Annotated in this window: 12 protein-coding genes and 1 pseudogene; 5 read left to right on the top strand and 8 right to left on the bottom strand. The window is 53.2% G+C overall.

The window, feature by feature from the left end:
* Positions 1-5: 5 nt before the first annotated feature.
* Together CKW37_RS24915 and CKW37_RS24910 are read right to left on the bottom strand one after the other, a co-directional pair.
* Positions 6-1,256, bottom strand: coding sequence for an efflux RND transporter periplasmic adaptor subunit (locus tag CKW37_RS24915; RefSeq protein ID WP_009394999.1), 1,251 nt, complete (start codon positions 1,254-1,256; stop codon positions 6-8).
* A 66-nt stretch (positions 1,257-1,322) separates the two neighbouring features.
* Positions 1,323-2,594, bottom strand: a complete 1,272-nt coding sequence (locus CKW37_RS24910; RefSeq protein ID WP_143502135.1) for a TolC family protein — start codon at positions 2,592-2,594, stop codon at positions 1,323-1,325.
* Positions 2,595-2,999: 405 nt separating this feature from the next.
* On the opposite strand from CKW37_RS24910, the gene CKW37_RS24905 reads away from it, so the two are divergent.
* Together CKW37_RS24905 and CKW37_RS24900 are read left to right on the top strand one after the other, a co-directional pair.
* The gene (locus tag CKW37_RS24905; RefSeq protein ID WP_009395002.1) at positions 3,000-4,343 is read left to right on the top strand and encodes an OprD family porin; all 1,344 of its coding nucleotides are present in this window, start codon (positions 3,000-3,002) and stop codon (positions 4,341-4,343) included.
* Between the two features lie 486 nt (positions 4,344-4,829).
* Positions 4,830-5,504 (top strand): heavy metal response regulator transcription factor, encoded by a 675-nt coding sequence (locus tag CKW37_RS24900; protein ID WP_009395004.1) that lies wholly within the window; start codon positions 4,830-4,832, stop codon positions 5,502-5,504.
* Positions 5,505-5,903: 399 nt separating this feature from the next.
* Here CKW37_RS24900 and CKW37_RS24895 read toward each other — a convergent pair whose 3' ends face one another.
* Positions 5,904-6,338 (bottom strand): hypothetical protein, encoded by a 435-nt coding sequence (locus tag CKW37_RS24895; RefSeq protein WP_037058650.1) that lies wholly within the window; start codon positions 6,336-6,338, stop codon positions 5,904-5,906.
* Positions 6,339-6,636: 298 nt separating this feature from the next.
* On the opposite strand from CKW37_RS24895, the gene CKW37_RS24890 reads away from it, so the two are divergent.
* Positions 6,637-7,500: a DUF5677 domain-containing protein gene (locus CKW37_RS24890; protein WP_009395008.1), complete on the top strand. Its 864-nt coding sequence runs from the start codon at positions 6,637-6,639 to the stop codon at positions 7,498-7,500.
* 258 nt (positions 7,501-7,758) lie between these two features.
* Here the strand turns inward: CKW37_RS24890 and CKW37_RS24885 are convergent, their stop codons facing one another.
* Together CKW37_RS24885 and CKW37_RS24880 are read right to left on the bottom strand one after the other, a co-directional pair.
* The gene (locus tag CKW37_RS24885; RefSeq protein ID WP_043859632.1) at positions 7,759-8,844 is read right to left on the bottom strand and encodes an IS630 family transposase; all 1,086 of its coding nucleotides are present in this window, start codon (positions 8,842-8,844) and stop codon (positions 7,759-7,761) included.
* A 54-nt stretch (positions 8,845-8,898) separates the two neighbouring features.
* Positions 8,899-9,111 carry a hypothetical protein gene (locus CKW37_RS24880; protein ID WP_037061891.1) on the bottom strand — a complete coding sequence of 71 codons (213 nt, stop codon included), beginning with the start codon at positions 9,109-9,111 and terminating at the stop codon, positions 8,899-8,901.
* Positions 9,112-9,313: 202 nt separating this feature from the next.
* Between CKW37_RS24880 and CKW37_RS24875 the strand changes: the two genes are divergently transcribed.
* Positions 9,314-9,445 carry a YHYH domain-containing protein gene (locus CKW37_RS24875; protein ID WP_095158879.1) on the top strand — a complete coding sequence of 44 codons (132 nt, stop codon included), beginning with the start codon at positions 9,314-9,316 and terminating at the stop codon, positions 9,443-9,445.
* 72 nt (positions 9,446-9,517) lie between these two features.
* Here the strand turns inward: CKW37_RS24875 and CKW37_RS24870 are convergent, their stop codons facing one another.
* On the bottom strand, positions 9,518-10,114 hold the full coding sequence (locus tag CKW37_RS24870; RefSeq protein WP_009405340.1) for a TraX family protein: 597 nt from the start codon (positions 10,112-10,114) through the stop codon (positions 9,518-9,520).
* Between CKW37_RS24870 and CKW37_RS33320 the strand changes: the two genes are divergently transcribed.
* Positions 10,113-10,250 (top strand): hypothetical protein, encoded by a 138-nt coding sequence (locus CKW37_RS33320; RefSeq protein ID WP_256587861.1) that lies wholly within the window; start codon positions 10,113-10,115, stop codon positions 10,248-10,250. The two genes, CKW37_RS24870 and CKW37_RS33320, sit on opposite strands and share 2 nt — an antisense overlap.
* Positions 10,251-10,301: 51 nt before the next feature.
* Here the strand turns inward: CKW37_RS33320 and CKW37_RS24865 are convergent, their stop codons facing one another.
* Both CKW37_RS24865 and CKW37_RS33065 read right to left on the bottom strand, forming a co-directional pair.
* On the bottom strand, positions 10,302-11,993 hold the full coding sequence (locus CKW37_RS24865; RefSeq protein ID WP_075804296.1) for a TnsD family Tn7-like transposition protein: 1,692 nt from the start codon (positions 11,991-11,993) through the stop codon (positions 10,302-10,304).
* A 184-nt stretch (positions 11,994-12,177) separates the two neighbouring features.
* A pseudogene (locus tag CKW37_RS33065) lies at positions 12,178-12,358 on the bottom strand (hypothetical protein); the annotation flags it as partial.

Raw genomic sequence — 12,358 nt, 5'->3', positions numbered from 1 at the left:
TCGCATCAGTGCCCGTGCTCGGCAGATGCTTTGCCAAGCTCGGACTTGAGTGTGAAGCTGCCACTGGCTGCAACCTGGGCGCCGGCTTCGATGCCGTCGGTGATTTCCACATACCCATTGTCGCGGCGGCCGGTTTTTACCGGGCGAGTGTCAAAGCCCTCTGGGGTACGCACGAATACCGAAGGTTTGTCTTCCACGGTCTGTACGGCGCTTTCAGGAACTGCAACGGCGACTCGATCAGTCTGAGAGGTGACCGCGATGTTCACGAACAGACCTGGTCTCCAAGCGCCGCTAGGGTTGGTCAGGGTCACGCGGACGGTCGCTGCACGGTTTTGCTCGCCCAACAGGCTGCCGACATAACCCACCTTGCCGTCGACCGAGACGTTCATGTCAGGCGAAGAAACCTTCACGGCGCGGCCAGTCACGACCTTGCCCAAGTCGGTAGGAGGAACTGCGAAGGTGGCCCAGACTTGGTTGAGGTCGGAGAGAATGAAGGCGTTGGTCGCCTCGCTGACGACTTCACCCATGGTCAGATGCTTCTCCACCACCACAGCGTCAAAGGGGGCGCGAAGCTCGTAGCGATTACCGCCAACGGAATTGACCGAGGCACCGATCGCGCCGACCTTCTGCTTGGCGTTGGCCAGCGAGATCTCGGCCTCCTGCAGCGCCTGGCGTGCCTGGAGGTAATCCTGCTCGGCAGAGATCTTGTCCTGCCACAGCTGTTTCTCACGGTCGAAGGTCACGCGGGCCAGTTCTAGGCGACGCTGTGCGGCTTGTTGCTCACTGCGCAGATCAGAGATCTGTTGGCTAGCGATCACAGCGAGGACTTGGCCCTTCTTGACCGTCTCGCCCAAGTTGGCCTGAACAGTTTCCACAACACCCGGTACACGAGGAACAACGTGTGCAGTGCGGTCTTCATCGAAGCGAATCTCGCCTGGGAAACTCACAATTGTGCCCAGGTCACGAGGAGCTGCAGACTCCAAGACGACACCGGCTGCTTTGATCTGCTCGGCACTGAGCGTCAGCTTGCCCTCTTCCTCTCCACCCTCTTCGCTATGGCCTTCTTCACCATGCCCCTCATCACCAGCCTTTTGGGCGGATGAAGTGGTCTTTTTTTCGTCGCCATGGCCATCGTTAGCGCCGTGCTCGGCAGCGCCGGCTGCCTGCAACTCGGAACTGCTATCCCAGGCAAGGCTGCCAAATCCGAGGGCTGCCACAGCGGCAACCGCGAGGGCGATCTTGCGTTTGTTATCCATTGCTACTCCTGCTGATCGTAGGCACCGCGTTTTTCAAAACCAGTGCTCAAGAATTGTGTGTCCTGTTCAGCGAACGCCGGCACTCGTACCAACGTCGCCATAAACCCTTTCCACCTGCGCACGCGCATTGGTCGCAGCTGCCAGCGAGTCGAGGTACTGGCCACGCGCGAGGATCAAAGTGCGCTGGGCATCCAGCACCTCGATGAAGCCGAATTTGCCCATCTCGAATCCGCGGGTTGCGGTTTCCACAGCCTGCTGGGCAGACGGCAGAATGGTCTTGTCGTAGGACTCAACCTCTTGCATGGCGGTGGTCCACTGGTTCAGTGCGGTCTGGGTTTCCGAACGAAGTCGCAGTTCCACAGCGTTACGCTGGTCTCGGGCCTGATCTGCACGTCGAGAAGCGGAAAGAATGTTGCCCTGATTACGATCAAACAGAGGTAGTGGCATGGACAGTCCAACCAAATTGATACGCTCACGCACGGAGCGGTCGTATTGGCTACCCACACTCACCGTTAGGTTCGGAATACGTTGTGCTCTTTCTGCACCAAGCGAGGCGTCGCTCTTGTCGATCTGCACTACTGCCTGACGCATCTCGGCAGTCTGATCGAGTTTCGAAAGCAGTTCTTCCGTCTGAGGAGGCACCCCCGGAGACAGGGTCGGAGAGTCCAGACGATCAAATACGGTCACCGAGCTACCAGTAATTTGGCTGAGCTGCTGGTAGGCGTTCGCTTTCTCCGTTTCAGCGCGGCGAACCTGCAGCTTGGCTTCGGCCAGTTGCACCTGGGCACGCGTGGACTCCACAGGGGAAGACTTACCTGCGCGGACGCGTCCATCGACAACCCGAAGGCCACGCTCAGTCAACTCCAGAGATTGTTTAGCCAAATCCAACCCAGTCTGGGCCCGCAGGGCTGCGTAAAAAGCCTGAACGACGTCAGCCCGCAGTCCGTTTACACGACGATCTAACTCCAACTGCGCGACAGTTTGGCCGTAGGTGGCGACTTCAACGCGGGCACCCCGCTTACCACCAAGCTCGAGCGTCTGGCTAAGCGTAACGGTCGTTTGGCTGTTGCTCCGACGAGTGTCCTCAACGTCGTACGAAATTTCGGGGTTGGGGATAAGCCCAGCCTGCTTGCGGGCGCCGTCCGCTATCCCAATCTCCTGTCTAGCTGCAGCGAGATCTGGGTTGGCATCCATTGCTGTGGAGAGTGCTTGCGGCAAGCTGATGCTTTGAGCAAATGCACCAGGTGCCATCAATCCGGAGATAGCCACACAGAGCGCAGCGATCTTCCAGGGCGAGACAGAGGTCTTGGTTAAAATATTGCGGTTATACCGGGGCACTTTGATAGTCCTCGTGCACAAACTTTGATAAAGCTTGGCGAGAACGCGGAATCAGCTGCCAAGCCCCACTGGATTAGGTGATGGCACTCTAATCAGCGGCAGCTATCAGAGGGGTGGCTAGAAAATTACAATTTCGTAAGAAATGCCGGTATCACCTGTAAACACTGAAGAAATCGGCCCATGTGACGGATTTTATTACAGACCAGGCAAATGAGTAGCACGCGTAAAACCGAGAAAGATAACGAACAGATGACGAAATTGTAATTGATCTATCACCCTCTCGTTATCTTTGCCCTGCAAATATTAGCTCGGCGCTACGCTAGGCGCGCTGCCGGGTTAGAACATATAAAGACGCCCGCGCAAGTAAAACATAATAAAAGCTGCCATAAATCAAAGGAGCATCGAATGAGAATTAAGGTACCACTTTATCTGGCCGCAGTTTCTGCGCTCTCTGGAAGCTATGCTATCTCGGCACAAGCTGAAGAAAAGCCGGAAGGCTTTATTGAAGGCAGTAGCCTCACTGTCCTGAACAGAAACTTCTACTTCAATCGTGATAATCGCGATGGTTCTGCCCCTACCTATAATAGCGGCAAGGGCAATACCAATGGCTATTCCGAAGCCTGGGCACACGCGATCATTTCCAAATTCAACTCCGGGTTTACCCAAGGTACAGTCGGATTTGGTGTTGATGCCTTCGCTATGATCGGCCTCAAGCTTGATACCGGCGACGGACGCAACGGCGGCCGAAGCTCCTTCGACGTGCTTCCCGTTGATAACAAGGGCGAAGCTCGCGATGAGTACACCAAGGTTGGTGGCGCAGCAAAAGTCCGCTTGTTCGATACCGTGGTGAAGGTGGGTGATGTTTTTCCATCGACGCCCGTGGTTGCATCGGGCGACTCTCGCCTGCTGCCAGAGAGTTTCCGTGGTGTGACGGTTGAAAACACCAGCATCCAGGGCCTCACCCTGCAGGGGGGTCGACTGCATGCGATGAGCCAGCCGGTTTCCAGCAACCTGAACGATAACTTCGTTACCTTCTATGGCGGCCCGGTAAACTCGCCTTGGATCGGTTACGGTGGTGGCGACTATCAGGTCAACGACAATGTCACCGTGAGCGTATACGCCAGTCAACTGAAAGATGTCTGGAATCAATACTACGCTGGCACCAGCGTCGTTTACCCACTGAGCGACAACCTCGCGCTGCTCGGTGGCTTCAATTATTACAAGGCTGTAGATGAGGGCAAGCGACGCCTGGGTGAGTTCGATAACAACATCTGGAGTGCTAAGGTCGGAGTACGTTATGGTGCTCATACCCTCGCACTGTCGCACCAGCGCAACAACGGCGATGACGACTTCGATTATCTGCGTCAGTCGGATTCCATTTTCGTCGACAACTCGATCCAATACAGCGACTTCAACTCTCCGAAGGAACGCTCCTGGATGCTGCGCTATGACCTGAACATGTCTAGCTACGGCATTCCTGGACTTTCGTTCATGACCCGCTACGCCAGAGGCTCAGGCGCAGACTACTCGAACGCCAACCAGTTCTACATGCGCACTGACAATAACGGCGATCCACTCACCAATCAGAAGCGTTGGGAGCGTGATGTCGAGGTCAAATACGTCGTACAAACAGGTCCAGCCAAAGACCTGTCCTTCCGGTTGCGCCAGGCCACTACTCGCGCCACTGCGTTTGAATCGGATCTGGATGAAACTCGTGTGATCGTGGAGTACCCACTCTCGATTCTGTAATCGCACCGGTTGATTCGGATATTAATAAATATCCGAATCAACCAAAGACTTAACATCAAGAATTCACCTTGAGTAGCTTAATTGCTCCTTTGGTAAAAGGTGGATATTTGGCGTCCTTTGGGCGCCTTTTTTTCACCTAAAATTTAAATATTCGTTCGAGTACATGCATCGCATGTCGATGTAGCTCATGACTGCACCAGTGCTCGGTCTCTTCAATGTGAGGAACCTCTCCGTCATCTGAACGAAACGAGATCAAAACAAAGAAGAAAACAACCAAATATTTCATAAGGCTAAATCACCTTCTAGTCAAAGGGATCATGGTGACGAAAACTGCGACACAGTATACCGAAAGGTTATCAGGCGCATTGCTTACAAATTACAAATATGTAATTTGAGCCCTAATACGTTAGTTATGATTTATCATCCGTTCAGTAACACCGGCGCAAGCGCACGGTTAATGGCTCAGTGATATCGAGACAAAATCAAATGCGAATTCTGGTAATTGAGGATGAGGTTAAAACTGCGGAATATGTGCGCCAAGGCCTAACAGAGTGTGGTTATGTCGTTGATTGCGTACATACCGGTCCAGATGGTCTATTCCTGGCCAAACAACACGAATACGAGGTGATCATTCTCGATATAAACCTTCCAGATATGGATGGTTGGCAGGTTCTCGAGCTACTAAGGCGAAAAAATTGCCCTTCGCGCATCATGATGCTCACCGCGAGGAGCCGCTTGGTCGACAAGGTCAGAGGTCTTGAGAACGGCGCAGATGACTACCTGATCAAGCCATTTGAGTTCCCTGAGCTGCTTGCTCGCGTCCGCGCCTTGATGCGTAGGTCCGATCACCCATCGTCTACAGAAACAATTCGAGTAGCTGATCTGGAACTCGACCAGAGCCGCCACAGAGCATTCCGGGACGGGCAACGAATTGACCTGACGACTAAAGAGTTCGCGCTTCTGCATTATTTGATGCGCAACACCGGACTGGTGCTTAGCCGTACGCAGATAATATCTCAAGTTTGGGATATGAACTTTGACTGCGACACCAATGTAGTTGAGGTTTCTATCCGTAGGCTCAGGGCGAAAATAGACGACCCCTTTGAAAGCAAGTTAATCCATACACTTAGAGGGGTTGGGTATGTACTGGAGAAGCGCTAAAGCTCCAGCAACCAGCATATTTAAGTAGATCTCACGTAAACTTTTGTCACTTGCGAATACCAACCTCCTGCTTGGTTGGGTTTGCTTTTTCTCGGGGGTAATACTACGACGCCGATATTATTTTCCCGTGGACTTGGCGATCGGTTTTTAGCCCCGGCTTATCCCAAAAGGATTCTTTCCTATTTCTCGATAAATAATTTTTTGCGAGTTTTAGCCACGAGGGTAGCCGCTTGGCGGAGCCCCCAGGCGCGCGCTGGAACGCCGGCTGCAGGCGGCGCTAAGCACTCCTGTCTTGGAACTGCATCCGACAATCGCATCGCTTCTCGAACTACCTATTTCGGATCAGGTTGGGTTTAGGGAGCGCCTACTATCCAAAAGCGCCTCCAATGTAGACCTGAACTAACCTTGGAGGAAGCTACAGACCTCGGCACGAGCCGCTGAGGAGACGAGCGCAGGATCGAGAAGCAAGAGCTCGAGTGGCTTCTTACCCGCGAGATAGCTATTGGAACTACCGAACCAGAGCGCCATTCCTAAGCCAGTTTTCCGGGGGGATAACGTCAGGATGATATCGTTCATGCATTGCAGCAACTCACCTTCGGGTGAAAATGCGTAGAGTGGATACAGGGCCTCATGATCCACAATGATCGAGAACACACGGTTCTCGGCTTCCCAGGTACTGAGGATTGATCGGGATAGGTTGGGTTGAAAATGGATGCGACTAGCTAAATCTTCAAAGCAAAGAAGATCGCCGCTGCCAAGGATCCTGGATACAGCTCTTTCAAGGGATTGAGCCTCTCTCAGACGCGTCTTACGTCGAATCTCATCGTTGTCCATCATCGCCTCCCCCCTCGCCAGACCCCGCAATCAGATCCACACCAAATCCGTACGCGCAATGAGCTCGCAGCTCATGCCCGTCTTCAGACTGATTCAAAATTTACCAATCCACGAGCAGATACGACCGCTATCCGATAGGTGGTTTCGACATGCTTCCGCGAAGCGAGCAAAGGCGCTATTCCGGGCTTGCACCGTCTCGCAGATCCAGGGTTGGCCTGTGCAGTCGTTGACGGCTCCCTGAGCGTTCACGCTCAGCCTAGACTCAGCGTACTGGAACGTTGCGATAAGGAGGATGTGTATGCAGTACAAGCGAGAGACCGGGCTGGAAAAAGAGTTCGAGGTCCTCATCGGGTTGATGGCTGAAATGATCACAGCCCAGGCAGAACAATCCGACCCGGCAGCCGACACCCCAGCGTGGATGTTCAGTCAACATGATTTGGCCAAGAAACTCTTTCGGCACATGTGCTCAGTGAGGACACTGCTCGAACCGTCTCCATTCAGGAACGAGACAATCCCTGCGGGCAGCTTCATTGATCACTCTTCGATGGCAGTTCTGACCCGTTCGGCGCTTGAAAATTACCTGGTAATGACGTGGCTCCTTAGCGGCGGGGATGATTCGCTGCGAGAGTTTAGGCATAACGTTTGGGAATACTGCGGCTGGAAGAAACGAAGCAAAATAGCAGCAACCATCGATGACGCCAGAGTAGCCCGAAACAAGGCAGAGACCGATGCAGCAGCACTATGGCCCTCTATTCAAAGCTCACCGCACTTCCAAAAATATGCTGCTCCCCAGCAAGACCGCCTTCGCAAAGGCAGCTGGGACGTAGGGTGGCATTGGAACGACCTAGCGGTGGATGCGGGGCTACACAAGACTTATTTCACCTCCTACTACCCGTTTCTAAGTGGCCACGCACACAGCGATTTCATCGGTACCCTCCAAAGTAGCCAAGCGAGAAACCTCGCAGATCAATACATGCTAGGGTCGGCCAACTTGCAGGTAATTCTGATGCTGATCGGGCATTTTTCCCATCACTACTCAAGCCTGTTTCCTCCCGCTCGTGAGGTACTGCTCAATGCTGAAGGTGCCCGGGAAACTGCTGAAAAATGGAATATCCGCGCAGAGGATATGGATTACGTTTACAAGCCAGACAGCCATGTGTAATTGCACCCACGTGACCACCTGTTTGCATTCGATGTGACCATCGATTGGCGTTCGATCTGACCAGTCGCTTGCATAGCTGAGCGGCGAAAGTATCCATCGACGATTGAGAGCTAACGACCCAAAGCTGCTCTTGGCGGAAGGCTGCTAATGACCCCAGCAGCCCTCCATAAAAGGCAGCTTTGGGTCCAGAGGGGCAAGAGAAGCTGTAGACATAAACCTTTAATGAAGAGGCCTAGTGTGGTGTTTCACAAGTAACATTCATATTTTTCGGCCTAATACCTCGGCCGCCCGGCCGACGCTCGCCAAAATGTCCTCGGCCTTTCGATACCAGCGAAACGGTCGAGGGTTGGCGTTGTAAGTGGACAAGTAGTACTCAATCGACTCCTCCAGATCCTTCACGCTGGTGTGTGCCTGGCGCTTGATCCACTTCTCGCTCAGCGTCGAGAAAAAGCGCTCCACCAGATTCAACCAGGATGCCGATGTCGGTGTGAAATGCACTTGGTAGCGCGGATGCGCTGCCAACCATGCTTTCACTTTGTCGGTCTTGTGTGTCGCGTAGTTGTCCATCACCAGATGAACAGGCATGTCCTCTGGTACGTTGGCGTCCACCTCTTTGAGGAAGGCAAGAAATTCCGTGCTTCTATGTCGACGCTTCAATCTTCCGATGACTTCACCCGTAGCAATGTCCAGCGCCGCGAACAACGATGTGGTTCCATGGCGTTTGTAGTCGTGTGTGCGAGTGACGGGATTGCCGGGGGCAAGAGGTAAGCTTGGCTGGGTACGGTTCAGCGCCTGAATCTGGCTTTTCTCGTCGATACAGAGCACCAGAGCCTTGTCGGGCGGGTTGAGATAGAGCCCAACAATGTCGTGGACCTTGTCGACGAACAGAGGATCGGTCGAAAGCTTGAACGTCTTCTCAAGGTGAGGCTTGAGTCCGAAGGCATGCCATATCCGCATGACGCTGGCTGGAGAAATACCGGTTGCCTGACTCATCGAGCGAGTACTCCAGTGGCTGGCATCTTCGGGTTTGGATTGCAGTACCTGATTAACCACGTCCTGTACTTGTTCATCGGTAATGCTGCGAGGCCGACCTGAGCGATGTTCGTCATTCAAACCATCAAGCCGCAACCGACTGAATCGCACCCTCCAACGTGAAACCGTGTGCACGCCAATACCGAGCCTGTGGGCGATCGAGGTGCCTGACTCTCCACCTGCACACGCCAAGATGATTTCGGCCCGAATTCGGGATTCGGCGGGGCCTTTACGTTGCCGGGAGCGGCGAAGCAGTTCGAGGTGTTCTTCGTCGCTCAACTCAATCAGGGCAGCAGGTCGGCCGGTTTTCATATCGTTGCTCCGAGGCATTTCTGATGCTGAAAAGCCTAGACCAAAATATGAGTGTTACTTGTGAAACACCACACTAGTTGGGCCTCCAAATACTTGAAGTTGGTACTCCGAAACGGCCTCAAGTAACGACTCCGCCAGAATTCTCAGGTGCTCGGTCTCATCGGATGGGCGCCCCGCAGCTTTGGCTTCGTGGTACCTTCGCAATGCCTCAATGGCCTGCTGCATCAGTGGCTCACCCGCCTCTATCTTTTTCCGTAAATCGTCCATGCCGTCCTCCGGTTTTGCCAACGGGAGTATAGGACGCATAGCAGATCACTCCGTTAGATACCCGTCATGAACGACAGCTAACGACCCATACCAGTCATTCCTTTCATCGGCTTCGCGGCAATTAGGATTGTTAACGGGAGGCACTTGGCCATATGCTCGCCAAGGCAATTTGCCACTACAACGCTGAGCATGGAGTAGCCTGATGAAAATCGTTTCCCTCGTGATTGCTGCCGTCCTTTCGTTCTCCTCGATAGCCGCCTTCGCACACAGCGGTGGTACTGACTCCAAGGGTTGCCACACCAATCACAAAACGGGCGAGCGCCACTGCCATTAAGGCAGTGCGTGGGCTCTTTCAGCGCTGGCGTTCTTGACCCAGGGGATGCCAGCGTTAAAGCAAAGCCCGCAGCTAAAGCAGGTTGTGAATTCCCAGAAGCCCTGACGGGTAGAACCAATAGCTCCACTGTGTGACTGGCAAGATCTTGAATGGCAGCCGGGCCCAGAACAGAACCAAACCGAGCAAAGGAGCCAAAGCCGCGATCAGCAGCGCCAGAACAGCGAACGGCTCAAGCTGCGCCGCCTGTTCGAATAGGCCAGTACGAGAGTTGACGATTAGTTCGGGGCGTTTGATGGCAAGCACCAGAGCCGCCGGCACGAACACCCCGTAGAAGCAGTACATCAGCGGCTCGCTCAGCAGATAACCCACCAGAATTGCACCGCCAGCCATTACTAGGCTTTCGAGCGTCCGGTGCTGAACTCTCCAAGCGACCAGAAGCCCTAGCGCCAACGTGACCAGGACATTGAAGGTGCCCGAGGTGCTGACCATCCGGTAAGGGACTTCAGAAAGAGCAGCGAACAGCACCAAAAATGCGAGGTACCGACCATTGCTCTGAGTGAATAACTCACCTGGCTGATTGCGTAAAACGTTGATCACGACTGCCAGACAGAACTGGGGAAAAGACAATCTCGGCTCGCGAGCCCTGAAGAATGGCTGGCTGTGGGCCATGGCCGGCGCCTCGTTCGTGGTGATCTTCGCCCTCAACGTGCCGTTCCCGCTGATCGTGCTGGTGGACGCCATCATCCTCGCCATGCTCTTCGGCTCTCACGTGCTTTGGCCACAGAGCTTCAGTGGGGGCATTTGATTGGCCTTCCGCGATGATCGCGGTGACGGCAGCGATTACTCTGCTCCACTGTTAGCTCAGCACGTTGCTTGAGGGCCCGCTTGATGACTTTCTGCGATAGTACGCGTTCCCCCCAAGCAAAAAGTCGAATCCTGGGGGCCCCTGCCAATCCCTAAGAACACCGGTTGATTTGAGAAGTGCTTCGGGGTCAACACCGTTCCTGGAAAAGCTGTCTAAATCCCACTCAAAAAAACTGACAAGAACAGAGAAGACCGGATTAGGTACCGTGGATACCAAATTTAGACCGCCGGTGTTAAGTGGCAGCTTTAGTCTTGTCATATCCGCAATCGCACAAATCAACCTTCTCAGTCGAAAATGCCAAACAGACTCCAAATGAAGTTCAATCTGCTGCACGGTGAGCGGGAATCTGCTCTTACGTACTGATGGACTCGGAGGCAGGCGAACAGGAAGTAGTTTTTGCAGATTGGCGAGGTTCACCCGTTTCTGTTCTTTAGAAATCAGGTAAAGATCCTCAACCTTCGCTTTCAGAATGGCGGCGAACGCGCTGTCTCGCTTATCGCTGACGTCCTCGACCTTAAGCGATTCGGGCTTCGATCCACTAAGCTTCGCCATCAGCCAGGTGTTATCGTTTTCGTTAAGCCACCGTGTGGCTTGGTAAGCCTTTCTCCAAAGATACTCCAGACTGACATCTGTTCGTGCTGCTAGAATCGTCTCGATTTTTTGCCGACACTGTTCTTTTTTACCGACTTTTGGCTTTTCCAAGTTCGAACGAGATCTTGCACCTGAAATACTTTGAAGAATTAGTTCTTGCCTCAATGCGCTCTCAAATTCATCTACTGTTCCAAAAAGATGTAGCGCAATAATTAGATGACGCGCGAGCGGCATATCCATCTGACCTCGATGAGAAGTAAACCTAAGCCACTGCGAACGCTTACCTGCTCCATAGGCTTTGTCCATTTCCGATAGAGATTCATCACCATATTTAGATTGGATACTGTCGAATAGCTTTGAAGTGCCTGTAAATCTACCGTGTATAAACCCGCGCTTTCTGCATTGGCGCAGATAGCAAGAACACAAGGCCTCACTACTCATCGTCTGTATATTTCGCTGAAGCAGTTCGTGTGCGAACTCCGCGAACTTCTGTTGAAGATGACTTCCCTTCTTTGCCGCCGCTGGAGAGAGAGCACTCCAACCGCATGCGCAAGGCTCGGTAAGACTCGGAAGCAACCGAAGCTTTCGGAAGAACGGATGGGTGCATTCGGGACAAACATGCATCAGTAAGTCACCGTGACGCCAACAGACGGAGACACCCGGTATATGGTGGGACCGGTGCCAATAGGCATAACCCAGTTCAAGTAGATCCTGCTGCACACAGCTGGGGCACAGTTTAGCCTTGCCGTGGACGGATCCTTCGCGACGGGGAACACGCGCAACCCGGCAAAAACTGAGCCCTGTCGCCCCATCATTCCCCTCTTGAGCGATGCCTAGAAAAGGTCTGTACAAAGGGAAAGTGGTGTTCGTGGAAATCAGCTCCTCGAGGTTGGCCTCTGCATCGCCAGGTAGCCTGGCAGCGAGCACCTCTAGCCGCTTGGGTAGCGTACCTATGGAGAAAACGTCCGAGCCAAAAAGGTCACGAAAAGTTTCCCCAACGGTTTTGTTACCTGAAAGGAAGTGATAGCGAGTTATACGAGAGTGCAGCATCTCGCCCGGCATAGTCATGGGAAAAAATAGAAGATCAGACATCGGTTACCGACTTACAAATTAGGTTCGGGAAGAACACTCATTCCGTGATCGGTACACTTGTATCACACCAAACCCTGTATCAGGGTCAGGACTTTTAGAAATTTACAAAAGTGTGATGGCGCATAGCCAGTATACTTTCAACACTTTTTTGCCAATATGGCTGTGTGCATCTGCTCGGCAAATATCAAGTGCGCGCCATGATTTTCGGGGGGTTGAGGGCAGTGCCACTCTCAAATTCTGAATCGCCCCTAGTTTCGTAGACACCTCCAAGCCTCATAATGAGGCCCAAATAGGAGGAGCCATGAGTCGTCAGCGTTACCCCGAAGAATTCAAGATCGAAGCGGTCAAGCAAGTGACCGAGAAAG

The organism is Pseudomonas sp. Irchel 3E13 (genome assembly GCF_900187455.1).
Lineage (GTDB): Bacteria > Pseudomonadota > Gammaproteobacteria > Pseudomonadales > Pseudomonadaceae > Aquipseudomonas.
Note: the sequence above shows the minus strand (reverse complement) of the source record. Positions and strands in the feature narration are given on the sequence as shown.

Bases quoted from the DNA above. Each gene is read 5' to 3' on its own strand.
- CKW37_RS24915 (WP_009394999.1), bottom strand. From the start codon at position 1,256: ATGGATAACAAACGCAAGATCGCCCTCGCGGTTGCCGCTGTGGCAGCC.
- CKW37_RS24905 (WP_009395002.1), top strand. From the start codon at position 3,000: ATGAGAATTAAGGTACCACTTTATCTGGCCGCAGTTTCTGCGCTCTCT.
- CKW37_RS24900 (WP_009395004.1), top strand. From the start codon at position 4,830: ATGCGAATTCTGGTAATTGAGGATGAGGTTAAAACTGCGGAATATGTG.
- CKW37_RS24895 (WP_037058650.1), bottom strand. From the start codon at position 6,338: ATGGACAACGATGAGATTCGACGTAAGACGCGTCTGAGAGAGGCTCAA.
- CKW37_RS24890 (WP_009395008.1), top strand. From the start codon at position 6,637: ATGCAGTACAAGCGAGAGACCGGGCTGGAAAAAGAGTTCGAGGTCCTC.
- CKW37_RS24885 (WP_043859632.1), bottom strand. From the start codon at position 8,844: ATGAAAACCGGCCGACCTGCTGCCCTGATTGAGTTGAGCGACGAAGAA.
- CKW37_RS24880 (WP_037061891.1), bottom strand. From the start codon at position 9,111: ATGGACGATTTACGGAAAAAGATAGAGGCGGGTGAGCCACTGATGCAG.
- CKW37_RS24875 (WP_095158879.1), top strand. From the start codon at position 9,314: ATGAAAATCGTTTCCCTCGTGATTGCTGCCGTCCTTTCGTTCTCCTCG.
- CKW37_RS33320 (WP_256587861.1), top strand. From the start codon at position 10,113: ATGGCCGGCGCCTCGTTCGTGGTGATCTTCGCCCTCAACGTGCCGTTC.
- CKW37_RS24870 (WP_009405340.1), bottom strand. From the start codon at position 10,114: ATGGCCCACAGCCAGCCATTCTTCAGGGCTCGCGAGCCGAGATTGTCT.
- CKW37_RS24865 (WP_075804296.1), bottom strand. From the start codon at position 11,993: ATGTCTGATCTTCTATTTTTTCCCATGACTATGCCGGGCGAGATGCTG.